Raw genomic sequence first — 24,487 nt, 5'->3', positions numbered from 1 at the left:
GACGGCGTCGCCGGTCTCAGCGGACGAGGCGCACGGTCATGATGCTCCACGACTCGAACGGCGCTTCGGTGCCGTCGGGCTCGAAGCCGTTGCGGCGGTAGAACGCCCTGGCCCGCGTCTCGCCGGCCATCGCCCACAGGAAGGCCGGCCGGGTGCCGATCGCGGCGTCGAGCAGCGCCTGGCCGAGGCCCGTGCCCTGATGCGCGTCGAGCAGGTAGAGCCCCTTGAGCTCGAGGGCGCGCGGGGCATCGGGATCGGCCGCGGGATCGACCGCCTTGGCATCGGCGAAGCCGACGATCCGGTCGCCGTCGACGGCGACCACGACGATCCGGTCGGGACCGTCGAGCTCGGCGAGCACCTGGCGCCATCCGTCGATGCGCTGCTCGAGCGTCCACGCCTCGATGCGCTCGCGCGCGACCGCACCCGAGTCGACGTACGTGGTCTGGTGGCTCTCCCAGTGCATGCGGGCGATGCCGGGCGCGTCCTCGGCTCGCGCCGCGCGGATGGTCGGTGCGGCGGCGGGAGCGTCGGGGTGGGCGGAGTCGGTCACGTTCTGCGTCCTCAGTCGAGCAGGCGAGCGCGGACGCGCTCGAGGTCGGATGCGGTGAGCCCGTTGCCGCGGAGGTACCCGGCGACGTCGAGGCCGTCGAGGAACTCCTCGAGTTCGCGCGTACGGCGGGCGTCGAGCTCCGCCGGCTCGTCGGCGGCCTCGACTCCGCCGGTGCTCGCGGTGTGCTCGGCGATCGCGTGGACCGCGCCGAGGTAGTCGGCGACGATCGCGCCGCGGTCGACCTCGCACAGCTGCAGCAGCATCGCGGTGATCATGCCGGTGCGATCACGGCCATGGGCGCAATGGAGGAGGACGGCGCCGTGAGCCGTGCCGGTCTCGGCGCCCGCTTCGGCGAGGCTGCCGAACACGGCGGCGACGAGGGCCGGCCACCGCTCGAGCACCTCGGGGTAGTACCCGGGGGTGTCGAGACGCGGCCATCTGGCCATGAACTCGGGGTCCGACTGGTCTTCGACGGGGAGATGGTGCCGGGTGAACGGCGAGTCGATCGCCGCGCCGATCTCGTCGAGGTTGCGCAGGTCGATGACCGTGCGCACGCCGTCGTCGTAGAGCTCGGCACGCCCCGCGACATCGAGGCCGTCGAGCATCGCCGATCGGTAGACCCGGCCGTACCGGGTCGTGCCGCGGGCACCGTCGAGCCCGCCAAGGTCCCACGTGTTGGGGAGCCCGGCCCAGGTCATGCGACGCGTCATGAGCTCGACGCTACCGGAGGCCGCGGGTCGCGACGGCGTCGGGGCGAGGTCAGCGCAGCGCACCCGCGCGATAGGCGGCCTCGGTGCGGGTCGCCGCGCCGAGCTTGCGCAGGATGGCCGAGACGTGGACCGAGGCGGTCTTGCCGCTGATGAACAGTCGCTCGCCGATCTGGCGGTTGCTGAGGCCCTCGGCGATGAGTTCGAGCACCTGGCGTTCGCGGGCGGTGAGCTCGGCAGTCGCGGCGGCGTCGGCGTCGGATGCCGCGGCGCCGGCGATACCCGCGACCTCGCCCCCGGCCGGGCGCTGCGCGCCGTCGAGCACGATCGCGGCGGTCGCCGCGACGCGTTCGACCCGCTCGCGGACGGCCGTGACCCCGCCGGCCTCGGCGCGGTCGAGCGCGAGCTGCAGCGTGGAGCGGGCGGCGGTTCGATCGGCGGCGGCCAGTTCGGCCTCGCCGAGCCGCAGCAGGGCGTACGGGTGGAGGTAGCCGGGCACTCCGCCGTGTTCGGTGGCGTCGACGGCGTGTCGCCAGGCTCCGGCATGCGTGCCCGGCACCTGGGCTCCGGCCCCCTCGGACGCCTCGGCGAGTTCGGCCTCGACCATCGCGACCCAGACCTCGTGGTGAGGCCAGAACGACCCCGCGTCGAGCAGTCCGTCGAGTTCGGCGACCGACGCACGGACCTCGTCCGCGACGCCGTCGGGCACGGCGTGCGGCCGGGCGGTGATCGCCGCCGCGACCCGGGCGGCGACCCAGAACCCGGGATGCGCGTAGCCGGGGTGCAGGGCGTGCTCCTCGTGGAAGATGCCGCGGATCTCGGCCCAGGCGCCCGCGAGGTCGTCGTTCGCGAGCGCGACCTCCGCGGCCATCTGGCCGACCGCGAGCCGGGTCTGCATCTCGACCGCCTGCACCCCGGCCATCATCGTGCGGACGCGGCGCAGCGCCTCGGCCGCGCCGGCGGGGTCGCCGCGCCAGAGCATCGACCAGATGCGGGCGCGCTGGAGGTAGACGGTGAACGGCACCGGCGGGTCGAGCGACAGCGCACGATCGATGATCTCGCCGCCCCGCTCCCACTCGCCGAGGGCGAAGAGCGGGTCGACCGCGTTCGAGGCGAGCAGCACGCCGCTGCTGCGCTCGACGCCCTGCGCGCGGGCGCGCCCCAGCCCGTCTTCGGCGAGGCGAACGGCCTCGGCGTAGTCGCCGACGAGATAGGCGATGTCGGAGGAGTTCACCCAGTAGCGCAGCAGCGCGGCGCCGTCGCCCTCGGCCAGCTCGCGTGCCTCGGCGAGCATCTCGATGCCCCGCTCGACCTCGCCGCCGACCGCGCGGCTCACGGCCGCGACATTCATCGAGATGGATGCGGAGCGCGGCAGGTCGTACTCGAGCGCGACGGCGAGGCCGCGCTCGGCCGTCTCGATCGCCTCGCCCGTGCGGCCCTCGATCATGAGCCGCCCGGCGAGCGTCGCGAGACAGCCCGCCTTGATCTCGGGGTCGCCGTCGTCGCCGAGCACCTCGAGCGCCTCCTCGAGGAGCGCGATGGAGCCGGGCTTGCCGATGGCCGCGAGGTAGAGCGCCTTGTCGCGCAGGAACCGCGGATACTGCGGTTCGTCGCGCGGGCACTCGGCGAGCGCGGCCTTGACCAGCGCGAGCCCGCGCTCGACCTCGCCCGCGTTGCGCAGGTGCGAGGCCGTGCGGCCCATGAGCTCGAGCTTGCCCATGCCGGCCGCGGTCTCGGGGTCGGGCACGACGTCCCACAGTTCGAGGGCACGCTCGCCGAGCTGCGCAGCGGTCGCGTAGGCCGCGGCGGCGCGGGCCTCGCGCATGGCCTGGAGGGTCGCGGGAAAGGCGCGGACCGCGTCGTGCGCGCCGAGCCAGTGGTACGAGATCTCGGCGGCGAGCCGGCGCGAGCCGGCGGCGGCCGCGGCCTCGTACGCCTCGGCGTAGCGGGCGTGGAACCGTGCCCGCTCGCCCGGCAGCAGGTCGTCGAGGATCGCCTCGCGCACGAGTGCGTGCCGGAACGAGTAGTCGTCGCCGTCGATCGTGATGACGCCGTAGAGCACGCACTGGCGAGCGGCCGCGTCGAGCTCGGCGTCGTCACCGTGGAAGACCTGCGCCAGCAGCGCGTGCGACACCCGCACCCCGCCGGTCGAGATGAGGCGGAGCAGCTCCTGCGCCGACTCGGGCAGCCGCTCGTAGCGGGCGAGCAGCAGCTCGCGGAGGGTGTCGGGCACGAAGCCCTCGTCACGGCACCCGTCGATGCCGACGAGCTCCTCGACGAAGAAGGGGATGCCGTCGCTGCGACGGAAGACGGTCTCGAGCACGTGGTCGTTCGGCGCCTCGTCGACGATGAGCGACTTGACGAGCCGCTTCACCTGCGCCTTCGACAGCCGCCCGAGCTCGAGGCGCTCGACCCAGCGGTCGCGTTCGGCCTCGGACAGGAAGGCGCGGACCGGGTGGCCCCGGGTCACGTCTTCGGTGCGGTAGCTGAGCACGGTGAGCACCCGGCTCGAGCCGAGCGCCCGCAGGAGGAAGCGCAGCAGGGCGAGGCTCGCCGCGTCGATCCAGTGGAGGTCTTCGATCACGAACACGATCGGGCGCTCGCGCGAGAAGGTCTCGAGGAGCACGGCGATGCCCTCGTGCAGCTGCCCCGCGGCGATGCCGGCACCCGGCGCGCCCACCTCGCCCGACTCGGCGGCGAGCTCGGGCAGCAGGGCGACGAGGGCCGCCCGGCCCGGGCCGACCGCCTCGAGCACGGGCGCCGCGCCGACATCGGCGACGAGGGCCCGCAGGGCCGTCTTGACCGGCGCGTACGGGGCGGCCACGCTGCCCAGGTCGACGCACTGGCCGGCGAGCAGCCGAACGTCGCTCGGCAGGCGCCGCTGGAACTCGCGGATGAGCCGGGTCTTGCCGATGCCGGCCTCGCCGCCCACGATCACGGTGAACGGCGCGCCCGCGCGCACCTCGTCGAGGCGCTCGTCGAGCCGCGAGAGGTCGGCGCCGCGGCCGATCATGGCCGCTGCAGACATGGTCACGATCTCATCGTGCCACGGGCCGCCGACATGCGCGGTGCGAGGTGAGGCGCTCGTGGCGGGCGGTACCGCGGCGGGCGCCGCCGCCGGCGCGCTCACCGCAGGGCGAGGCGCAGGCCGCGGCGACCGAACGCGCGCTGGCGGGCGACCGGCTCGGCCTGGTCGGCCCGCTCGCTCGCGCGCTCCTCCGCTGCGAGGCGGTGGGCGATGCGTCGCTCGGCCTGCAGCAGGTTCGCCTCGTGGGTGTGCACGGCGAGCAGTTCTGCTGAGTACTGCATGGTCATTCCTTCGTCTCGGTCGATCGTGCGATCTGATGCTTCGATGGTGCTCGCTAAGGCACCCCGGTCCCATCGGACGATCGCCCTATTTCCTGTCGGGGCACCTCAGACGGTGCGCCCGGGCCGCCCTCAGCGGGGCATCGTCGGCAGACGGTGCAGACCGTCGCGGCGGAACTGCACGAGCGCGGCGACGAGCGCCGATGCGCCGATCAGCCCCAGCATGAGCATGGTTGCGAGCATGGTGAACCCCCTTTCCGTCACGAAATACTGCGGGAGCCGCGTGCGCGCGTCGTCAGCGCACGCACCGATTCGGGGAGGGGCGTACCCGCCGGGGTCAGCCCGGAGGGCTGCGGCTCGCCCCACACGCGTTCGAGCGGCACGACGCCCGCCCACTGCGAGTGGTCCTCACCGTCGTCGAGCGCCTCGGATGCCCCGTGCGCACGCGTCTTCATGACGACGTCGTCCAGGGCGAGCCGGAGCACGCGGGTCGCCGCGACCTCCTTGCGCCGCATCGCGCGCACTTCGGCGGAGCGCCCCGGCATGAGCCGTTCGGAGAGGGCCAGCAGCGCGGCATCCGCCTCGTCTCGACCGACCTCCTCGAGCACGCCGTAGGCGACCGCGCTGCGGTAGTTCATGGAGCTGTCGAAGAGCGAGCGCGCGTACACGAGGCCGTCGAGCGCGGTGACCGAGAAGGCGACCGTGGCGCGCTCGGCGGCCGCGCGGAGGGCGAATCCCCCGCCGGTCGAGCCGTGCACGTAGACGGCCTCGCCGATGCGCGCGTAGCCCATCGGCACGACGACCGGCACGCCGTCGGCGACGGCGGCGAGGTGGCCGACGAGTTCGCCGTCGAGCAGTTCGACGAGCGCCTCGCGGTCGGTGGTCTGGCGTTCGGCGAGGCGGCGGATGCGGCGGGCGGGGAGTTCGGCGGGGGCGTCGATCGTGGTCATGGCTCGAGTCTCGGACGTACACTGGCCTCACCAGCAGTCCAGTTGCTGCGATTCCGACCAGTCCAGTGAGGAGCCTCCGTGGACGGCCCCCTGCTCGTGCTCGACCCCCGCGACGACGCGCCGCTCGGCGCCCGGCTCGTCGACGGGGTGCGCCGGGGCATCCTCGGCGGGCTCCTCGCGCCCGGCGACCCCGTCCCCTCCACGCGGGCGCTCGCGGCCGAGCTCGGGGTCTCGCGCAGCTCGGTGGTCGCGGCGTACGAGCAGCTCGCCGGCGAGGGTTACCTCGAGCTGCGCCAGGGTGCGCCGACGCGCGTCGCCCGGCTCGTCGTCGAGCCCGAGGCATCCGCCCCCGCGCCGCGCACCTCGACGAGCCGGCCGGCGGCGGTCGCACCGGCGAGCACCGAGCGCGCCGAGCACCGCATCGACCTGCTGCCCGGCAGCCCGTCGACCTCGCGCATCGACGAGCGCGCCTGGCGCTCGGCCTGGCGGCAGGCCGCCGCCGCGCCGATCCCCCGGCAGTCGCCGCCGCGCACTGGCCTCGCCGGGCTGCGCGAGGAGATCGCCGACCACCTCAGGCAGGCCCGCGGAGTGAGCTGCTCGAGCGACGACGTCGTCGTCACCGCCGGCACGAGCGAGGCCCTGGCGCTGCTCGGCGGGGCCCTGCTCGAGCTCGCGCGCGAACGACGCGAGCACGACCGACGGCGCAGCGCGCCGACGGTCGCCGTCGAGCACCCCGGCTACCCCTCGGCCCGCCGACTGCTCGAGCGACGCGGGCTCGCGATCGCGCCGCTGCCCGTCGACGCCGACGGGCTCGACCTCGACGCGCTGCGACGGATGCCCCGCCCGCCGGAGGCCGTCATGGTGACCCCGAGCCACCAGTACCCGCTGGGCGGGCGGCTGCCCGTGGCATCCCGCCTGGAGCTCATCGACTGGGCGCGCGCGCACGGAACGCTCATCATCGAGGACGACTACGACAGCGAGTTCCGTCATCTCGGGGCGCCGCTGCCCGCGCTCGCCTCGCTCGACCGGCTCGGGGCGGCGAGCGGCCGCACCGGCGACGAACGCAGCGCCGAACGCACCGTGCTCGTCGGCAGCTTCTCGAAGGTGCTCACCCCCTGGCTGCGACTCGGCTACCTCGTGCTGCCGGGCGACCAGGCGCTGCGGGCCGCCGTCCTCCGCATCCGCGCCGACGAGCCGTGCCCCGTCCCGGGCCCCGCGCAGGAGGCGATGCGCGCCTTCCTCGCCTCCGGCGCCCTGCGCCGGCACATCGCCGCCACCCGGCGCGACTACGCGCACCGGCGCCGCATGGTGCAGGCCGTGCTCGGCGACCTGCCGGGCGCTCCGCTCAGCGGGCTCGACGGCGGACTGCACGGGGTCATCCGACTCGACGACGCCGAGACCTCCGCCGCGATCGTCGCCCGTCTCGCCGACGAGGGGGTGGGCGTGGCGCCGCTCGCCGACTACTCGGCGGTGCCCGGAGAACTGCCCGGAGGGATCGTCTTCGGCTACGCCGGCGTCGGCGACGCACAGCTCGGCGAGGGGCTCGAGCGCATCCGCGCCGCCCTCCTCGACACCCTCGACCCCGCGCGCCTCGAGGGCTAGGGTAGGGCCGATCGGCGCCGTGCGCGCCACCCTACGATCGGAGGCGCCGATGCGTCGATCCCCGGTGACCGCCGTGTGCACGGCCGCTGCCCTCGCCGTGCTCCTCGGCGGGTGCGCACCCTCCGAGACGGCGGCCGCGCCGACCGTCACGGTGACGGCGACCGTCACGGTCACGCCGACGCCCGCGCCCGAGCCGACGCCCACGACGCCCCCGCCGCCCGCAGCGGCACCCGCACCCGCACCCGTGCCGAACGCCGCGGCACCGGTCGTCGAGCCGGGGCCCGCGAACGACCTCGGCGCCCGCGACGGCGCGAACGGCACCCCGGTGCTCGACGACAGCGGCATGCCCGTGAGCTACACCGTCGTCGCCGGCGACAGCTTCTTCGACATCGCCCAGCGCTTCGACCTGCCCCAGCAGCAGTTGCTGCGGATGAACCCGCAGGTGCATGATTTCGGTGAGACCGTCTACATCGGCAACGTCATCAACCTGGATTGGACGAAGACGGGCTGAGGGCGAGGCTTCCTCCTGTGAACGAGATCGTCACCATCGCACCGTGGAACCCCTGGCCGCTCGCGATCCCCATCGTGATCGCCGTGGCCGGCATCGTCGTGTCGAGTCTCGGCACCCGGCGCCGATCGAAGCCGATCCGCGAACTCGGCTCCGGCGTGTTCCTGATCGCCGTCGTCGCCTTCGCGGCGATGTTCGGCGTCATGCCGGGCTCGTGGGACCAGGGCGAGCGCGCGAAGGCGCTCGTCGCGGTCGGCTACGTCACGACGACCTTCTCGGCCGAGCAGGTCGTCGGGCCGGGCGAGCCCGCGGCCGTCGCGTTCCAGGCCGAGCGCGACGGCGAACGCGTGCGCGGCGTGCTCAGGCACCAGGGCGGCTCGGAGTGGCAGATCGCCGAGATCGAGGCCGACGACTGAACGGATGGGGCGCCCGGGACACCGTGCGGCGGCGAGGCGCGCGCGACCCCGCAGCTCAGCGCACGACGTCGTAGCGGGCGGCGAGCCAGCCGCGGGGATGGAGCCGCTTCTCGGTGTCGCGCGGCAGCACGTGCCGCGCGATCGCCTCGCGGACGGCGGCCGCGTACGCCTCGGCGAGCTCCGCCCGCAGCTCGGGCGACAGCGTCGACAGCACCGACTCGGCCCACTCGCGCGCATCGCCGGAGGCGTCGATCGCCTCGTCGCGCAGGGCCGCGGTGCCCCCGCCGCGGGCGCGATGCCGCAGCTTCCCGCCGGCCGCGCTCGCCCGCGCGACGCGATGCGCGCCGAGCGCGAGCACCGTGCAGGCGATGAGCGCGGCGACCGACATCGCCCAAGCCAGGGAGGCGACGGGGAAGAACTCGTCGATCGCGAATCGCACGGCCATCGCGATGACGGCGATCGCCGCGAAGACGGCGCCCACCCAGAGGAGCGCCGAACGGGTCGTGGCCGCCGAGTCGTCGCGCTGCATGAGCAGCACCTCCCGCTCGCGCCGGGCGTAGACCGCACCGATCGCGATCGCGGCGAAGGCGACCGCCAAGAAGGCGACCATCATCGGCGCCGTGACCTCGAGGCTGTCGAGCACCGGCGTGCTGCGCGCGCCCGCCGCGGCAGCCATGCCCATCGCGCCGCCGACCGCGAACATGCCGACCAGGTCGGGCCAGGGCGTGACCGACCGGGGCCGCCACGGCGCCGTGCGCGAGCCGGTCTCCCAGCCGGCGACCCAGACCTCGAACGAGCGATCGACCAGCTCGAGGCGTTCGCGCACCGACGGATCGGCGGCCTCGATCGCCTCGAGCAGCGGGCACTGCAGGGCGCGCGCGACCGAACGGGCCGATGCCGGCCCCAGCTCGACGGACCGCGCGTGCGCGATCGCCGTCTCCGTCGTGTTCACCCTGCGTCCCGCCGTGGGGCGGCGGGCGCGGTCGTGGCCGCGCCCGCCGAGATGCCGAGGACTAGTTGCCGGCGAGCGCCTGGTCGGTGTCCTTGATCGCCTGCATCATCTTGCGCAGCGACTCGCCCATGTCGGAGATGCCCTCGATCGCCTTCTCCAGACCGGTCGTCAGCTCGGTGTAGCCCTCGCCGAACTTGCCCGACGCGTGCTGCGTCTTGAAGTCGTCACCCAGGAGACGGTCGACATCGTCCTTCAGACGACGCAGCACGTCGCCGATCTCCTCACGGCCCGAGTCGAGACGACCGGCCATCGACTCCATCTCACCGTACGACGCCTTGAAATCAGCCATCATCAACCCCATCCATCAGAATTCTCCGCCACCCGGACGGGCGACCTCCATGAGACTAACCGCACCCCGCGAACCACGAGAATGGGCAGCACTCCCCATCCGCAGCAGCCCACCCGGCCGGCCCACGCGCCCGCCGACCCCCGCCCGGGCCCCGCGCCCGCTCTCGTCGGAGCACGCGTCGAGGCGAGGAGGCCGGATGACCGAGGTCGTCACCATCGCGGGGTGGAATCCCTGGCCGCTCGTGCTCCCGTTGCTCATGCTCGCAGGCGGAGCCGCCGTGATCGTCATGGGGGTGCGGCGCAAGCGGCCGCGCGTGATCGAGCTCGGCGTCTTCGTCGGCGTCGCGGCGATGGTCGCCGGCGCCCTCATGACGTGGGGACTGTCCGGCGTCTGGGACTCCGACGAGCAGCAGCGCGCTCTCGCCGAGCTGGGCTACACCGAGACCGACATCACGACGATGCACGACGAGCGTTCGGGCGATCGGCCCGTGCTCGAGTTCACGGGCGTGCTCGACGGCCAGCACGGCGAGCGCGGCCGACTCCGGCATCTCTCCGGCGAGCAGTGGGAGGTCGTCGAATTCTGACGGCCACGCTCGCCCGTTCCCGAAACGAGTGCGACGACGTAGCGTTGGGAGGGTGCTGACTCCTCCCGTGCCGAAGAAGCGACCGACCGAACGCGAGCACCACGGCGACGTCGTGGTCGACGACTACGAGTGGCTGCGCGACAAGGACGACCCCGAGGTGCTCGCCCACCTCCACGAGGAGAACGCGTTCACCAAGGCGCGCACCGAGCACCTCGCCGTCCTGCAGGAGCAGATCTTCGAGGAGATCAAGCACCGCACGAAGGAGACCGACCTCTCGGTGCCCGCCCGCGAGGGCGACTGGTGGTACTACAGCCGCACGGTCGAGGGGCAGCAGTACGGCATCCACTGCCGGGTGCCCGCGGCGGGCCCCGACGACTGGGAGCCGCCGGTCACCGACGACTCGGGTGCGCCGCTTCCCGGCGAGCAGATCCTGCTCGACGACAACGTCGAGGCCGAGGGCCACGAGTTCTACGCACTCGGCAGCTTCGATCTCACCGCCGACGGCGCGACGCTGCTCTACGCGACCGACGTCGAGGGCGACGAGCGCTACACGATCAGGCTCCGCGCGGTGGATGGCTCGGGGCGCGAGTACGCCGACGTCATCGAGGGCACCGCGGCCGGCGCCGTCTTCGACCCGAGCGGCCGCTACCTCTACTACGCGACGGTCGACGAGGCCTGGCGCCCCGACACCATCTGGCGGCACGAGGTCGGCACCGAGGCATCCGCCGACGTCGTGATCTTCAGCGAGCCCGATGAGCGCTTCTGGCTCGGCGTGGGGCTCACCCGCAGCCGCAAGTACCTCGTGATCGAGGCCGGTTCGAACATCACGAGCGAGACCTGGCTGCTGGATGCCTCGGACCCGACCGGCTCGTTCGCCGTCGTCTGGCCGCGCAAGGACGGCGTCGAGTACGACGTCGAGCACGTCGTCGCCGGCGGCAGGGACCGGCTGCTCATCACGCACAACGACGGGGCGGTGAACTTCGAGCTCGTCTCGGTCTCGGCCGACGACCCGCAGGGGCCGCGGCGCATGCTGCTGCCGCACAACCCCGAGGTGCGCATCGAAGGCGTCGACGGCTTCCGCGACTTCGTCGCGCTCGAGTACCGGCGCGACGGGCTGCCCCGGGTCGCGGTCGCGAAGGTGCCGGCGAACGGGCTGCCGGCCGGTGCGACCGTCGACGACACCCTGCACGAGCTCGCCTTCGACGAGGAGCTCTTCTCGGTCGGCCTCGCGGGCAACCCCGACTGGGCCCAGCCCACACTGCGCCTCGGCTACACGAGCTTCGTCACCCCCTCGACCGTGCTCGACCTGGTCGTCGCCACGGGGGAACGCAAGCTGCGCAAGCGCCAGGCCGTGCTCGGCGACTACGACTCCACCCGGTACGCGCAGCGCCGCGAGTGGGCGACGGCCGACGACGGCACGCGCATCCCGATCTCGCTCGTCTACCGGCACGACCTCGTCGACCTCGGCGTTCCCGCGCCCACCCTGCTGTACGGGTACGGCGCCTACGAGCACTCGATCGACCCCGGCTTCGGCATCCCCCGGCTGTCGCTGCTCGACCGCGGCATGGTCTTCGCCGTCGCCCACGTGCGCGGCGGCGGCGAGATGGGCCGGCTCTGGTACGAGCACGGCAAGAAGCTCGAGAAGCGCAACACCTTCACCGACTTCGCGGCCGCGGCGCGCCACCTGATCGACGAGGACATCACGGCGCCCGACCGGCTCGTGGCGCAGGGCGGCAGCGCGGGCGGACTGCTCATCGGCGCCGTGGCGAACCTCGCCCCGAAGTACTTCTCGGGGTTCCTCGCCGAGGTGCCGTTCGTCGACCCGCTCACCTCGATCCTCGACCCCTCGCTGCCGCTCACGGTCATCGAGTGGGACGAGTGGGGCAACCCGCTCGACGACGAGGAGGTGTACGCGTACATGAAGTCGTACTCGCCCCTCGAGAACGTGCACGACGGCGCTCACGGCGGCCGGCACTACCCGCCGATCCTCGCCGTCACCTCGCTCAACGACACCCGGGTGCTGTACGTCGAACCCGCGAAGTGGGTGGCGAAGCTGCGCGAGGTCGGTGCCGACGCGCTGCTGAAGATCGAGATGGCGGCCGGGCACGGCGGCGTCTCGGGTCGGTACGCGGCCTGGCGCGAGCGGGCGTTCGCGTACGCGTGGCTCATCGACGCGGCGAAGGCGCACCCGAGCGGGGAGTGAGGCGCCCGGCGGGTCGAGGCGCGAGCGCAGCGAGCGTCTCGGAACCCGGCCGGGATGCCGCCGCTCAGCGCGGCACGTCGTAGGTGATGTGCGTCACGAGGTCGGTCTGCAGCACGTCGACGGGCGTGAGGTCGAGGTCGATCTCCTCGAACAGCCGCTCGCCCGAGCCCAGGGTGATCGGCGAGATGCTCACGATGATGCGGTCGATGAGTCCGGCCGCGAGGAACTGGCGCACGGTGCTCGCGCCGCCCGCGACCGAGATGCGCCCCGTCTCGCCGACGGCGGCCCGCGCCTGCGCGAGCGCGTCGTGGATGCCGGTCGTCACGAAGTGGAAGGTCGTGCCGCCCTCCATCTCGACGGGTTCGCGCGGGTGGTGGGTGAGCACGAAGACGGGGCCGTGGTACGGCGGTTCGGAGCCCCACCAGCCCTTCCACTCGTCGTCGGGCCACTCGCCGCGGATGGGACCGAACATGTTGCGCCCCATGATGTACGCACGCGGCGCGAGGATCTGGTCGACGATGGGCTGCGCCTCGTCGGGCTGCTCGAACATCCACCGGTGGAGCGGCTCGCCGCCCTCGCCGAGCGGGTTCTCGAGCGACTGGTTCGGGCCCGCGACGAAGCCGTCGAGGGAGACCGTGATGTTGGCCGTCACGAGGCCGTCGTCGAAGCTCATGCCGTGCACCCTACGCCGCACCGCCGACGGCCGCAGCGACGGCGCTCCCAGCGCCACGGGCTCCCCATGCGAGCGCATCGATTCCGCGCTGAGCGAGCACTGTTCCGGATGTCGCGGGCCGCTGCGAGACTGACGAAATGTCTCTTCTCACCGAACTGAGCGAGCAACTCCCAGGCCGGGCCTTCGGTCCCGGCGCATCCGAATTCGACTCCGGCCGCACCGTCTTCGCGGGGGCCGGCGACCCCGAGGTCGTCGTACGGCCCCGCACCGTCGAGGAGGTCGCCGCCGCAGTGGCGCGGGCCGCCGCCGACGGCCGATCCATCGCCGTCCGGAGCGGCGGCCACGGCCTGCTCCCCGTCGACGACGGCCTCGTCATCGACCTGGCGGAGTTCGACACGATCGAGGTCGACGACGACGGGCTCGTCACCCTCGGCCCCGCCGCGCACTGGGGCGACGTCGCGGCGGCGCTCGCGCCGCACGGCCTCGGCATCAGCTCCGGCGACACCCGTCAGGTGGGCGTCGGCGGGCTGCTGCTCGGCGGCGGCATCGGCTGGCTCGTGCGCACCCACGGCCTCACGATCGACGCGCTGCGCGAGGTCGAGCTGGTCACCGCGGCGGGCGAGGTGCTCACCGTGAACGCCGAATCGAACCCCGAGCTCTTCTGGGCGCTGAGGGGCGGCGGCGGCAACTTCGGCGTGGTCACGCGCTTCACCGTGCAGGCGAGCCCCGTCGACGGGCTCGTCGGCGGGTCGATCCACTTCGACCGCTCCGACGTGCCGACCGTGCTGCGCGCCTGGCGCGAGGTCATGCGGGCGGGTGGCGACGACCTCAACTCGTCGATCATGCTCATGCCCCCGATGGGGCCCGAGATGCCCGGCGGGCCGCAGGTCGGCATCGCCCTCCGCGGCACCGAGGGCGAGCTGCGCGAGCTGCTCGCCCCGCTGCTCGCCCTGCCGTCCGTCACGACGGTCGACCTCGCGCCGATCGCGTACGGCGATCTCCTCGAGGACGCCCCGCCCGGCCGCCCGCCGTTCCAGTTCGTCGGCGGCAACGGCTTCGCCCCCGAGGTCTCCGACGAGCTGCTCGACGCGGTCGCGGCCGCCTACGCCCGAGACGTGCCGACGATGGCCCTGCTGCGGTGGCTCGGCGGGGCGTTCTCGCGCGTCGACGCCGATGCGACGGCGATCGCCCATCGCGAAGCCGAGGCGCTCGTCGTCGTCAACGGCGTGCTGCCGACCGACGCCGAGCCCGAGCTCGTCGCGGCGGTCAAGGCCGGCAGCGACGCGGTGATCGCGTTCACGACGGGGCCGTACGGCGGATTCGAGGCGAACCGCAGCGACGCGATCACGGCGTCGATGTACCCGCCGGCGACCCTCGAGCGGCTGCGGCGCGTGAAGGCCGACGTCGACCCGGGCAACTCGTTCCGGCGCAACCACAACATCACGCCGGCGTGAGACGTCGGGGCTCGGCCGGCCACGCCGGTCGAGCCCCGAGCGGACGCCCGCGGCCTCAGGCGAGCGGCGGGTCCTCGTGCAGGTCGACGTCGCCGTCGGTGAGCGACCACCGGGTGAATCGCACGGTCAGGTCGGCCCGCATCGGCGCGCAGATCATGGGCCCGGCCTGGGCCGCGCCGGCGGTGAAGGGGGCGACGCGCAGCGTGCGCCAACCGCTGGTCCCGGTGCGGGCGCGCAGCGTGACGGCGTCTCCGGCGACACCGCCGCGGCTCGCACGGATGGTGACGATCTCGCCCGCCCACTCGGGCACGGGTGCCATCGACCAGTCGCTCACGCCGTTCGTGACGACCGCCCCGAGGTGCAGCACACCGTCGGAGACCTCGAGGCCGGCCTTCACCCACTGCTCCTCGCCCGCGAAGAGCAGGATGCCCGCCTGGTCGTAGAGCCCGGTGAGCGTCGAGGCGTCGAAGCTCACCTCGTGCGCGGTGCCGGCCGGCCAGTCGGCGAGCAGCCCGTGCCCGTCGTCGTGCACGAAGCCGTAGTGGGTGGTGCGCCAGTAGTCGCTGGCCTCGACCGCGGTGACGACGAGCTCGTCGCCCTCGCCCCTGAGCGCCGCCGGCTCCCTCGTCCAACGGCCGTCGTTCCACTCCATCACTCGCGCAGGCATGGTGCTCACGTTAGCGCGGAGGCCCCGGCGAGCCCGGCCACCGCGGCCGTCAGGAACACCCAGTCGTTGAGGATGTGCGCACCGGCCGCGACCCACAGGTTCTTCGTGCGGATGAATGCGAGCGTGAACGCGATGCGGGCCGATCCGATGATGAGGAACGACTGGGCCACGTTCCAGCCGTAGGTCGGCAGGTGCGCGGCCCCGAACCACAGCGCCGAGGCGATCCATGCCAGCACGATCGCGGTCCTGCGCGAGAGCCCGGCCTTCGCGAAGAGCAGGTAGAGCACCGCGAGGAACGGCAGCAGGGTGAACACCTCCTCGCCGACGAGCTGGATGCCGCTGCCCACGTAGAGGGCGACGGCGTCGACTCCCCCGGCCTCGCCCGCTGCGGCGATCGTCGTGTTGGGGCTCACCCGGAAGAGCGTCGAGACGAGCGCGCCGACCGAGAAGGTGATGGCGATGTTCAGCACGGCGAAGAAGACCATCGCGAGCAGGTCGCGCCAGCCGACCCGACGGAAGACGGCGGTCCAGTGGCGGCCCGCCACGAGTGCGAGCGCGGCGAGGGGGATCGCGACGAAGAGGGTGCGCGGCACGATCGCGACCACGTTGCCCGGCTGCGGGAAGAAGGTGAGCACGAGGAATCCCGCGACGCACGCCGCCCAGACCACGCCCCAGCGCCAGGGAGCGAGCTCGATCGGCGCGCCGTCGTAGAAGGGGAAGTCGGCCCCGTCGCGGCGCTCGATCGCGCGCCCGAAGCGATCGCGGTCGGTGAGCGGGCGAAGCCGCCCCCGCTCGCTGAACACCTCGCTCGTCATACGGCCCCCCCGGACGTCGATGAGGCCATCATCCCAGCCGGATCGACCACGGTGGAAGGCGTGGCGCGACACCCGCCGGTGCTCAGCCCACGAACCCCCGGAAGGGGTCGTTCTCCTCGGCGCGCCGCTCGCGCTCGCGCTCGGCGGCGCGCAGCTCGTCGTCGAGGTCGAGCAGCAGCCCGGCCAGCCGGGTCTCGCGCTCGGCCTCGTACTGCTCGTCGACCTCGATCTCGGGCCAGCCGCCGCCCCACTCGCGGGCCAGGCGGGCGTCGATCGCCCCGGCCACGTCGTCCCACGCTTCGGCGCGGGCGCGCTCGGCGAAGGCGGCGAGGTACTCGGGGTCGCTGCGCTTCGTCCACAGCTCCTTCGCGACCGCGGCGTAGACCTGTTCGCGACGGCGGAGGTTCGCGGCATCCGCCCGCCGGTAGTCGTGCTCGTTCGACGCACGGCCCTCGCGCTTCGCGGCGACCGTGCGGTCGTCGGCGGTGCGCTCGGCGACCTCGTCGGCCTCCTGGACGAGCTCGTAGAGCACCTCGCGGGCGGCGGCCGCGGCGCGTTCGGCGTCGAACGGCTCGTCGCTGCGCAGCGCGTGCATGACGAAGCGATTGCGCAGCGCCATGCGACCGGCGGCCTCGGCGACGAGGATGCCTTCGGCGAGCATCTCGTCGAAGGTGGGCGGGGTGACCTCGGGCAGGGCGCTGCGGTCGAACGGCTTGAAGCGCTTCGCCCGCTTCCTGCGCCAGAACGGCATGCTGCACCCCGTGAACGTCGATGTCCGACGCCGATCGGCGTCGGAGAACGAGCCTATCGCGGGCGGCTGACGCGACGCCGGGGCGAGGTCGACCGGTGTCGCCGGTCGGGCGTAGCCTGCCGGGATGACGGGAGCGGAGGCAGTCGCGCGCGGGTCGGACGAGGGCGCGCACGGCGAGCACGGCGCGCACGGCGGATGCGACGCACGCCGTTGCGGGCTCGTCGACGACGACGGTCGTCAGTGCCCGAATCCGGCGCAACCGGCCGCGCCCCTTCCGCTGTGCGCCGGGCACCTGCTCGTCGCCCACGACTGGGTCGAGCGCGAGGTCGGCGCGACCGACCTGCTGCCCGGCCCATGTCCGGCCTGCGGGTCGCGGGTCGGCGTGCGCTACCCGAGCGGGTGGATCTGCGCCGAGTGCGAGTGGCGCTACGGCGAGCTGCCCGATCGCACCCTCGACGACGATCCCGTCGAGGTCGTCTACTACCTGCGGTATCGCGACCAGGTGAAGATCGGCACCTCGGCGAACCCGCGGCGCCGGGTCGCGAGCCTGCCGCACGACGAGGTGCTCGCGTTCGAGCAGGGCGGCCGCCTCCTCGAGCGCGCGCGGCACGAGCAGTTCGCCGCGTTCCGGGGTGCCGGCACCGAGTGGTTCGAGGTGCACGACGCGCTGCTCGAGCACATCGCGGCGCTCTCCGCCGGGGTCGACGACCCGTGGGCGCAGTACGCCCGCTGGGTGAGCCGCCGACTGGGTCGACCGCACGACTGAGCTCGTCCGTGCACGGGCTTCCCAGCCGCGCCCCCGTAGCGTCGATGGCATGGCAGCCGAGACCGAGAACCTGAACGCGATCGCGCAGTGGGCGGTCTCGCTCATGGAATGGCTCGGGGCACCCGGCGCCGGCCTCGCGATCGCCGCCGAGAACCTCTTCCCGCCGCTGCCGAGCGAGATCATCCTGCCCATGGCGGGGTTCACGGCGAGCCGCGGCAGCTTCGGGCTCGTCGAGGTGCTGGTGTGGACGACGCTGGGCTCGGTGATCGGCGCGCTCGCCCTGTACGGCCTCGGGGCCTGGCTCGGCCGCGACCGGTTGATCCGCATCGTCGACCGCATGCCGCTCGTGAACGTCTCCGACGTCGAGCGGGCGGAGGCCTGGTTCGAGCGGCACGGCAGCAAGGCGGTCTTCTTCGGCCGCATGATCCCCCTGTTCCGCAGCCTCATCTCGGTTCCGGCGGGCGTCGAGCGGATGCCGCTGCTGCGCTTCACCCTGCTGACGACCGCCGGCAGCGCGATCTGGAACACCGTCTTCGTCGTCGCCGGATTCGCACTCGGCGAGAACTGGCACGTGGTCGAGCAGTACGCCGACGTCTTCAAGTGGGTCGTGGTGGTGCTCGGCGCCGCCGCCGTCGGCACCTTCCTCGTCGTGCGTCTGCGGCAGCTCGCCCGGCGCCGCAGCGTCGCGTCGTGAGCGCGCCGATGCCGGCACCCCTGCCCCTGCGGGCACCCGCGCCCAGCTGACGCGCGAAGCCGACGAACTCTCGACGTCCTCAGGGCTCCGTGACATAATCGTTAGGGCACTAACAAATCGCCCGCACCCCTTGGAGCCCCATGACCGCGCACGCAGCTCCCGCCGCACCCGCCGGCACCGAGGCATCCGCCCCCATCGCCGGCGAGGACGCCGTCGACCTGCTCGCACTCGAGAACCAGGTCTGCTTCGCCCTCGCGGTCGCCGCTCGCGGCGTGATCGGCATCTACCGGCCGATCCTCGAGCCCCTCGGGCTCACCCACCCGCAGTACCTCGTCATGCTCGCCCTCTGGCAGCGCAGCCCGCGCACCGTGCGCGACCTCGGCGAGGCGCTGCAGCTCGAGCCCGCCACCCTCTCGCCCCTGCTCAAGCGCCTCGAGGCGCAGGGCTACCTCACCCGCGAGCGCAACGCGCGCGACGAACGGGCGCTCGACGTCGCCCTCACCGAGACGGGCCGGGCGCTCCGCGAGCAGGCGCTGTCGATCCCGCCGCAGGTCGTCGACCGCCTCGGCATGGACCTCGCCGAGCTCGGCGCCCTGCGCGACCGCCTCACCGAGGTCATCGCGGCCGTGCAGCACGGCTGAGCCGCACGCCTGAGCCGCACGCCTGAACGCGGTCACCCCGCCGACGCGTCGAACCCCGGCACCCCGCCGTCGGCGGTCGCGAACTTCGCGATGAGGCTGCAGTCCTTGCCGCCGTAGCCCTCGTCGATCAGGCGGTCGAACTGCTCGAGCGCGATGCGCGCCGCCGGCATCGGCAGCTCGGCGGCCGTGCCCGCGTCGACGGCGAACGCCAGGTCCTTCTGCGCGAGCGTCGTCGCGAAGGTCGCGTCGAAGTTGCGGTCGGCCGGGCTCGTGGGCACGACCCCGGGCGCCGGGTACCAGGTGCGCAACGGCCACGACTCCCCCGACGAGACGGAGGCCACCTCGAAGAACTTCTTCGGATCGAGCCCGAGCGACCCGGCGAGCGCCGCCCCCTCGGAGACGCCGAGCAGCGAGACGAAGAGCATGAGGTTGTTCGCGAGCTTGGCCGCGATGCCGAGCGTCGGGCCGCCGAGGTCGAAGACGTGCCCCGCCATCGGCTCGACGAGCGCTCGGGCGCGCGCCACCTCGTCGGCGCCGCCGCCGAGCATGAAGGTCAGCGTGCCCGCGTCGGCGCCGGCGATGCCGCCCGAGACGGGCGAGTCGACGAAGCCGAAGCCGCGTGCGGCGGAGGTCTCGTGGCAGAACGCCGAGGTCGTGACATCCACCGTCGAGGTGTCGAGCAGCAGCGCGCTCGTCGGGGCGCTCGACCAGACCCCGCCGTCGCCGCCGTAGACCTCGCGCACGTGTTCGCTGCGCGGCAGGCTCGTGAACACCGCGTCGGCGCCGTCGACGGCCTCGGCGATGGAGCCGGCCACGCCCACGCCGCGCGCGGCGGCGGCCGCGCGCGCCTCGGGCACCGGGTCGACCCCGCGCACCTCGTGGCCCTCGGCGACGAGCCGCGCCGCCATCGGGGCGCCCATGTGCCCCAGTCCGATCCACGCGATGTTCGCCATGCTCATCGCCCTCCCGACCTCGTCGACGTGAAGTGCTCGCGCTCGCCCCTCACGATACGCCGGGCGCGAGCGCCGGCGTCAGCCAGGGAGCAGTACGTCGCCCGGCACCTCGAGCCGCCGCCACCCGGCGGCCGCCACGGTCGGCGGCAGGATGTCTGCGGCGACGAGCTCGGGCATGTCGAGCGAGGCCAGCTCGGCGACGGCCGACACGGGCACCTGGAAGGTGCGGAACGGCCCGAGCGGCGGCACCGCCCGCGCGTCCTCCGCCCCCGGTTCGCGCAGCTCGCTGGTGTCGACGAGCGGCGACTGGTCGAGCACGAACGCGGTCGCGGCGAGCTCGCCGGCCGTGTTCCAGGCGACGACCTTCCAGAACTGCAGCGGCACGCGGATGCCCCGGTACTCGGGATCGTCGGCGCCGAGCACGGGCGCCGTGAAGACGCTGAGCCGCTGCGCCGTCGTCTCGGCGTAGGCGAGCACGTGGTCTTCGAGGCCGAGCCACAGCTCTTTCGACTGGTTGAAGCCGGCGGCCTGCGGCGCGGCGTTCGTGTAGTGGAAGGTGTCGGCGTTCGCCCGGGCGGCGACGGCCGGCTCACCCCAGACCGGGTCGCGACGGCGCACGAGATGGCCCCGGTCGAGGTCGTTCGCGGCGTACACGGCCGGGCCCGCCTGCCAGTCGGCCGGCACCCGGTCGTCGAGCCGCCACTCGTCGCCGCCGCGCGCCAGATCGAGGAGCGCGGCCCCGTCGACGTTCACCCCGGTGACCCGGGCGAAGCGACGCACGGGGTCGAGCAGGACCGAGAAGTGCACGTACGCGAGATCGACGCATTCGGCGGTCTCGGGGCCCGGCACCGGCCGGGGCATCGGTGCGGTCACTCCCAGGAACTGCGCGTCGAAACCCATGCCGCCAGCACACCACACCGAACCGACATCGCCGGGCCCGAGACGCGTCCTCGCCGGTCGCGCGCTGCCCGACCGCCGGCAGGGGGGCCAGAATGGGCGAATGGATCTGCTGCTGGCCGGGGTGCTCGCGCTCCTCGCCATCGCCGCCGCGACCGCGATCGGACCGAAGCTCGGCGTCGCGGCGCCGCTGCTGCTCGTCGTCGCCGGGCTCCTCGTGAGCCTGCTGCCGGCGATCCCCCCGATCGAGATCGACCCCGAGTGGATCATCGCGGGCGTGCTGCCGCCCCTGCTGTACTCGGCGGCGGTGTCGATGCCGGCGATGGAGTTCCGGCGCGACTTCAGCACGATCGGCGGGCTCTCGGTCGTGCTCGTCGTCCTGAGCTCGGTACTGCTCGGGTTCCTGTTCCACTGGATCATCCCCGGCATCGACCTCGCGATCGGCATCGCCCTCGGGGCGATCGTCAGCCCGACCGACGCGGTCGCGACCTCGATCGTGAAGCGGCTCGGCGTCTCGCCGCGCGTCGTCGCGATGCTCGAGGGCGAGAGCCTGCTCAACGACGCGACCGCGCTCGTGCTCCTGCGTTCCGCGATCGCCGCGGCCGCGGCATCCGTCTCGATCTGGGGCGTGGTGGGCACCTTCGCGTACTCGGTCGCCGTGGCGACCGTGATCGGGGCGGTCGTCGGCTGGGTGAGCCTGCGGGTGCGCGCCCGCATCCAGAACCCGACGGTGAACACGGTGATCTCGTTCACGATGCCGTTCCTCGCGTCGATCCCCGCCGAGCTGCTCGGGGCCTCGGGGCTCGTCGCAGCGGTGGTCGCCGGCCTCATCACGGGCCGCGGCGCCGCGAAGTACCTGACCCCCCGGCATCGGCTCTCCGACGTGCAGAACTGGCGCACCGTCGAGCTCGTGCTCGAGGGCGCGGTGTTCCTCCTGATGGGGCTCGAGCTGACGGCGCTCGTCGACGACCTCGAACAGGGCGGTTCGGGCACCTGGCACGCGGTCGGCATCGCGGCGATCGCGCTGGTCGCGGTCACGCTCGTGCGCGCGGCGTACGTGGCCCCGCTGATCGGAGCCCTCGGGCGGCGCGCGCGGCGCGGTGCCCGGGTGAAGGAGCGGCTGCAGTCGCTTCCGACCGACACCGCGGCGTTCGCGCTGCGGGCGGGACGCGAACCCGACCACGCGAGGTCGGCGCGGTTCCGCTCGATGCTGCGGCGACGGGTCGCCGACATCGACTACTTCGTCGACGAGTCGCTCGACTGGCGCGACGGCACGGTCATCGTCTGGGCCGGCATGCGCGGCGTCGTGACGCTCGTCGCCGCGCAGACCCTGCCGGCCGACACCCCGAACCGCTCGATGCTCGTCTTCATCGCGTTCCTCGTCGCCGTGGCGTCGCTCCTCGTGCAGGGCAGCACGCTGCCCATGCTCGTGCGCTGGCTCATCCCGGCGCGCGACCCGGGCGCCGGAGCCGCCGAACGGCGCGAGCTCCGCGAGCTGCTGCGCGCGGCCGCGATGCGCGAGCTCGCCGAGTCGGGCGACGCGCACGCGCGCATGATCGCCGAACGGATGCGCGCGGCCTGGCAGGTCTCGAACGACGAGGGCGCCGGCGAGACGGATGCCACGGACGAGGCCGATGCCGAAGCCGCGGGTGTCGGCGAGCGCGGCGACGGCGCTGCGAAGCGGGTCGGCCCCGAGGCATCCGCCCCCCGTGTCGACCCCGAGCAGGTGCGCCGCCTGCGCCTGCGCATGATCGAGGCCGAGCGCGACGCGCTGCTCGACGCCCGCGACGAGGGCCGGTTCAGCGCCGCCGCACTGAGCGCCGCCCTCGAAGACCTCGACGCCGAGCAGATCAGCGTCGAGCTGAAGGGCGTCGACGGGGCATGACCCCCGCGACGTCCTGAATAGCGCCGCACGAAACCCGCACGACCCGCGTCATGATCCGCGCCCGCGCGCATCTCTCAAGCAGAGCCAGTCGTTCTGCGTCGGGAAGGGGATGCGCCATGGCCCACCACATCGAGTTCGTGTACGGACCGCTCGGCGAGGAGACCCGCCTGGCCTGCGCCTGCCCGCGCGAGGGCAGCCACCTGCGGCCGAACTCCGAGACCCGCGTCGCCGACGAGTTCGACGACGCGCTCATCTCGGCCGCACTCCCCCTGCGCCGCGCCGAACGGCTGCGCCCGCGCCCGCGCCGCTCGGCGCAGCATCGCGCCCGGTTCACCTTCGTGCCGGCCGCCGGCTCCCGGGTGCGGCGCGCGGCCTGACCCGCTGCCGCCCGGCACGGCGGCGCCCGTGTCAGGGGCGCCCCGCGGCATCCCCGCGCAGTCGCCGAACCCGAGAAGCCCTCGCGCATGAAACCGCGGCGAGCGTATCGTGTGACCAAGCCGGAGGTCGCGCACGTGACGTTCCCGTCACCGTGACCACCCTGGTGGAGGGGGAGCACGATGACGACGCAGCACACGCCCGACCACATTCCCGAGCACGACCCGGCCGACGACTTCGAGAACTACCGGGAGCGCGTCGGCGACGAGATGCTCGCCGTGCAGGACTTCTCGAACGAGGAGCACGGCTACCACAAGACGCTCAAGGCGCGGCAGATCCAGATGATCGCCATCGGCGGCGCGATCGGCACGGGCCTGTTCATGGGCGCGGGCGGGCGGCTCAACAGCTCGGGCCCGGCGCTGCTCATCGTCTACGCGGTGTGCGGGTTCTTCGCCTTCCTCATCCTGCGGGCGCTCGGAGAGCTCGTGCTGCACCGCCCGAGCTCGGGTTCGTTCGTCTCGTACGCGCGCGAGTTCTACGGCGAGAAGATGGCGTACACGGCGGGTTGGCTGTACTTCCTGAACTGGGCGTTCACCTCCATCGTGGATGTCACGGCCGCCGCCCTGTACGTGAAGTTCTGGGCCCAGTACTGGCCGCCCCTCCAGGAGATCCCGCAGTGGGTGATCGCACTCATCGCCCTCGTGGTGGTGCTCTCGCTGAATCTCGTCTCAGTGAAGATGTTCGGCGAGATGGAGTTCTGGTTCGCGCTCATCAAGGTCGCGGCGCTGCTCATCTTCCTCGTGTTCGGCATCATCTTCATCGTGTTCGGCGGCCAGACCGACGTCGGGCCGACCGGCTTCTCGGTCATCGCCGACAACGGCGGCTGGTTCCCGACCGGCGCGATCCCGCCCATCCTCGCGATCTCGGGGGTCGTGTTCGCGTACGCCGCGATCGAGCTCGTCGGCACCGCGGCGGGTGAGACCGCGGAGCCGCGCAAGATCATGCCGAAGGCGGTCAACACGGTCGTCCTCCGCATCGCCGTGTTCTACCTCGGCTCGGTGCTGCTGCTCTCGCTCCTGCTGCCGTACACCTCGTACGAGGCGGGCGAGTCGCCGTTCGTCACGTTCTTCTCGCACCTCGGCTCGGAGGAGGCGGCCGCGGTCTCGGCGTCGGTCATGAACTTCGTGGTGCTGACGGCGGCGCTCTCGTCGCTCAACGCCGGGCTGTACTCGACCGGGCGCATCCTGCGCTCGATGGCGGTCAACGGCTCGGCGCCGCGCTTCACCGAGCGGATGAGCGGCAGCGGCGTGCCCTACGGCGGCATCCTGCTGACCGCGGTCATCACCCTGCTCGGCGTCGGGCTCAACGCGATCGTGCCCTCGCAGGCGTTCGAGATCGTGCTCGAGGTCGCCGCGATCGGCATCATCGGCGGCTGGGCGACGATCATCCTCTGCCAGATGCAGCTCGCGCGATGGGCGAAGCAGGGCCGGCTCGAACGGCCGTCGTTCCGGCTGTGGGGCGCACCCTGGACGGGCTACCTCACGCTCGCGTTCCTCGCGTTCGTGATCGTGACCATGGCGTTCTCGGAGACGGGTCGCTGGGTGCTGCTCTGCAGCCTCGCGCTCATCCCGCTGCTCATCATCGGGTGGTTCGCGTTCCGCGGGCGCATCGCCGCGGCGGCGAAGGAGCGCGAGGGGCACACGGGGGCGTTCCCCGTCGTCGCCGAGCGGCCGGCGGTCGACAATCCGCCGCGCTTCGGCGGCGGCGACGAGTGAACCGACGCGCGCCCC

Annotated in this window: 24 protein-coding genes and 1 pseudogene; 12 read left to right on the top strand and 13 right to left on the bottom strand. The window is 73.2% G+C overall.

Annotated elements, in window-relative coordinates; all coding sequences use genetic code 11:
• Positions 1 to 16: 16 nt before the first annotated feature.
• The 5 genes from ACFVSL_RS13600 to ACFVSL_RS13580 form a co-directional block, all read right to left on the bottom strand.
• Positions 17 to 550, bottom strand: coding sequence for a GNAT family N-acetyltransferase (locus ACFVSL_RS13600; protein WP_386941498.1), 534 nt, complete (start codon positions 548 to 550; stop codon positions 17 to 19).
• Positions 551 to 561: 11 nt separating this feature from the next.
• Positions 562 to 1,260 carry a tyrosine-protein phosphatase gene (locus tag ACFVSL_RS13595; RefSeq protein WP_386941497.1) on the bottom strand — a complete coding sequence of 233 codons (699 nt, stop codon included), beginning with the start codon at positions 1,258 to 1,260 and terminating at the stop codon, positions 562 to 564.
• A gap of 49 nt (positions 1,261 to 1,309) precedes the next feature.
• Positions 1,310 to 4,285, bottom strand: a complete 2,976-nt coding sequence (locus tag ACFVSL_RS13590; protein WP_386941546.1) for an AAA family ATPase — start codon at positions 4,283 to 4,285, stop codon at positions 1,310 to 1,312.
• A 98-nt stretch (positions 4,286 to 4,383) separates the two neighbouring features.
• Positions 4,384 to 4,566: a hypothetical protein gene (locus ACFVSL_RS13585; RefSeq protein ID WP_386941496.1), complete on the bottom strand. Its 183-nt coding sequence runs from the start codon at positions 4,564 to 4,566 to the stop codon at positions 4,384 to 4,386.
• A gap of 257 nt (positions 4,567 to 4,823) precedes the next feature.
• Entirely contained in the window at positions 4,824 to 5,513 is a 690-nt protein-coding gene (locus tag ACFVSL_RS13580; RefSeq protein WP_386941495.1) for a pyridoxamine 5'-phosphate oxidase family protein, read from the bottom strand.
• Positions 5,514 to 5,591: 78 nt separating this feature from the next.
• Between ACFVSL_RS13580 and ACFVSL_RS13575 the strand changes: the two genes are divergently transcribed.
• The 3 genes from ACFVSL_RS13575 to ACFVSL_RS13565 are packed head-to-tail and all read left to right on the top strand — an operon-like array spanning position 5,592 to position 8,039.
• Entirely contained in the window at positions 5,592 to 7,115 is a 1,524-nt protein-coding gene (locus tag ACFVSL_RS13575) for a PLP-dependent aminotransferase family protein (RefSeq protein WP_386941494.1), read from the top strand.
• Between the two features lie 49 nt (positions 7,116 to 7,164).
• Positions 7,165 to 7,626 carry a LysM peptidoglycan-binding domain-containing protein gene (locus ACFVSL_RS13570; protein ID WP_386941493.1) on the top strand — a complete coding sequence of 154 codons (462 nt, stop codon included), beginning with the start codon at positions 7,165 to 7,167 and terminating at the stop codon, positions 7,624 to 7,626.
• A gap of 17 nt (positions 7,627 to 7,643) precedes the next feature.
• Complete coding sequence (locus ACFVSL_RS13565) at positions 7,644 to 8,039, top strand: hypothetical protein (protein ID WP_386941492.1); 396 nt, start codon at positions 7,644 to 7,646, stop codon at positions 8,037 to 8,039.
• Positions 8,040 to 8,094: 55 nt separating this feature from the next.
• Here ACFVSL_RS13565 and ACFVSL_RS13560 read toward each other — a convergent pair whose 3' ends face one another.
• Positions 8,095 to 8,991 (bottom strand): hypothetical protein, encoded by an 897-nt coding sequence (locus ACFVSL_RS13560; RefSeq protein WP_386941491.1) that lies wholly within the window; start codon positions 8,989 to 8,991, stop codon positions 8,095 to 8,097.
• 61 nt (positions 8,992 to 9,052) lie between these two features.
• Positions 9,053 to 9,340, bottom strand: coding sequence for a WXG100 family type VII secretion target (locus ACFVSL_RS13555; protein ID WP_157423389.1), 288 nt, complete (start codon positions 9,338 to 9,340; stop codon positions 9,053 to 9,055).
• A 196-nt stretch (positions 9,341 to 9,536) separates the two neighbouring features.
• Between ACFVSL_RS13555 and ACFVSL_RS13550 the strand changes: the two genes are divergently transcribed.
• Both ACFVSL_RS13550 and ACFVSL_RS13545 read left to right on the top strand, forming a co-directional pair.
• Positions 9,537 to 9,923 (top strand): hypothetical protein, encoded by a 387-nt coding sequence (locus ACFVSL_RS13550; RefSeq protein WP_386941490.1) that lies wholly within the window; start codon positions 9,537 to 9,539, stop codon positions 9,921 to 9,923.
• Positions 9,924 to 9,975: 52 nt separating this feature from the next.
• Positions 9,976 to 12,126, top strand: coding sequence for a S9 family peptidase (locus ACFVSL_RS13545; protein WP_386941489.1), 2,151 nt, complete (start codon positions 9,976 to 9,978; stop codon positions 12,124 to 12,126).
• A 64-nt stretch (positions 12,127 to 12,190) separates the two neighbouring features.
• On the opposite strand, the gene ACFVSL_RS13540 is transcribed toward ACFVSL_RS13545, so the two are convergent.
• Positions 12,191 to 12,799, bottom strand: coding sequence for a dihydrofolate reductase family protein (locus tag ACFVSL_RS13540; RefSeq protein ID WP_386941488.1), 609 nt, complete (start codon positions 12,797 to 12,799; stop codon positions 12,191 to 12,193).
• 137 nt (positions 12,800 to 12,936) lie between these two features.
• Here ACFVSL_RS13540 and ACFVSL_RS13535 point away from each other — a divergent pair, with 137 nt between their 5' ends.
• Positions 12,937 to 14,253 carry an FAD-binding oxidoreductase gene (locus ACFVSL_RS13535; RefSeq protein WP_386941487.1) on the top strand — a complete coding sequence of 439 codons (1,317 nt, stop codon included), beginning with the start codon at positions 12,937 to 12,939 and terminating at the stop codon, positions 14,251 to 14,253.
• A gap of 55 nt (positions 14,254 to 14,308) precedes the next feature.
• Here ACFVSL_RS13535 and ACFVSL_RS13530 read toward each other — a convergent pair whose 3' ends face one another.
• From ACFVSL_RS13530 to ACFVSL_RS13520, 3 genes are all read right to left on the bottom strand, one after another.
• On the bottom strand, positions 14,309 to 14,920 hold the full coding sequence (locus ACFVSL_RS13530) for a DUF1349 domain-containing protein (protein WP_386941486.1): 612 nt from the start codon (positions 14,918 to 14,920) through the stop codon (positions 14,309 to 14,311).
• A gap of 5 nt (positions 14,921 to 14,925) precedes the next feature.
• A complete protein-coding gene (locus tag ACFVSL_RS13525) occupies positions 14,926 to 15,735 on the bottom strand; it encodes a CPBP family intramembrane glutamic endopeptidase (protein WP_386941485.1) in 810 nt (269 codons plus the stop codon).
• 82 nt (positions 15,736 to 15,817) lie between these two features.
• Positions 15,818 to 16,486, bottom strand: a complete 669-nt coding sequence (locus ACFVSL_RS13520) for a hypothetical protein (RefSeq protein WP_386941484.1) — start codon at positions 16,484 to 16,486, stop codon at positions 15,818 to 15,820.
• 124 nt (positions 16,487 to 16,610) lie between these two features.
• Between ACFVSL_RS13520 and ACFVSL_RS13515 the strand changes: the two genes are divergently transcribed.
• From ACFVSL_RS13515 to ACFVSL_RS13505, 3 genes are all read left to right on the top strand, one after another.
• Positions 16,611 to 17,252 carry a GIY-YIG nuclease family protein gene (locus ACFVSL_RS13515; RefSeq protein ID WP_386941483.1) on the top strand — a complete coding sequence of 214 codons (642 nt, stop codon included), beginning with the start codon at positions 16,611 to 16,613 and terminating at the stop codon, positions 17,250 to 17,252.
• A gap of 49 nt (positions 17,253 to 17,301) precedes the next feature.
• Positions 17,302 to 17,946: a DedA family protein gene (locus tag ACFVSL_RS13510; protein WP_386941482.1), complete on the top strand. Its 645-nt coding sequence runs from the start codon at positions 17,302 to 17,304 to the stop codon at positions 17,944 to 17,946.
• Positions 17,947 to 18,086: 140 nt separating this feature from the next.
• Positions 18,087 to 18,587: a MarR family winged helix-turn-helix transcriptional regulator gene (locus tag ACFVSL_RS13505; RefSeq protein ID WP_386941481.1), complete on the top strand. Its 501-nt coding sequence runs from the start codon at positions 18,087 to 18,089 to the stop codon at positions 18,585 to 18,587.
• Between the two features lie 32 nt (positions 18,588 to 18,619).
• Here ACFVSL_RS13505 and ACFVSL_RS13500 read toward each other — a convergent pair.
• A pseudogene (locus tag ACFVSL_RS13500) lies at positions 18,620 to 19,558 on the bottom strand (NAD(P)-dependent oxidoreductase); the annotation flags it as partial.
• A gap of 60 nt (positions 19,559 to 19,618) precedes the next feature.
• Complete coding sequence (locus ACFVSL_RS13495; protein WP_386941480.1) at positions 19,619 to 20,440, bottom strand: DNA/RNA non-specific endonuclease; 822 nt, start codon at positions 20,438 to 20,440, stop codon at positions 19,619 to 19,621.
• Positions 20,441 to 20,540: 100 nt separating this feature from the next.
• Between ACFVSL_RS13495 and ACFVSL_RS13490 the strand changes: the two genes are divergently transcribed.
• From ACFVSL_RS13490 to ACFVSL_RS13480, 3 genes are all read left to right on the top strand, one after another.
• Complete coding sequence (locus tag ACFVSL_RS13490) at positions 20,541 to 22,322, top strand: cation:proton antiporter (RefSeq protein WP_386941479.1); 1,782 nt, start codon at positions 20,541 to 20,543, stop codon at positions 22,320 to 22,322.
• A 116-nt stretch (positions 22,323 to 22,438) separates the two neighbouring features.
• A complete protein-coding gene (locus tag ACFVSL_RS13485) occupies positions 22,439 to 22,699 on the top strand; it encodes a hypothetical protein (protein WP_386941478.1) in 261 nt (86 codons plus the stop codon).
• 267 nt (positions 22,700 to 22,966) lie between these two features.
• Positions 22,967 to 24,472 carry an amino acid permease gene (locus ACFVSL_RS13480; RefSeq protein WP_386941545.1) on the top strand — a complete coding sequence of 502 codons (1,506 nt, stop codon included), beginning with the start codon at positions 22,967 to 22,969 and terminating at the stop codon, positions 24,470 to 24,472.
• Positions 24,473 to 24,487 lie beyond the last annotated feature (15 nt).

Origin of the sequence: Agromyces sp. NPDC058064 (assembly GCF_042885275.1) — a bacterium.
Classification (GTDB): domain Bacteria; phylum Actinomycetota; class Actinomycetes; order Actinomycetales; family Microbacteriaceae; genus Agromyces.
The sequence above is the reverse complement of the archived record's forward strand: the minus strand, read 5'-3'. Positions and strand labels throughout refer to the sequence as shown.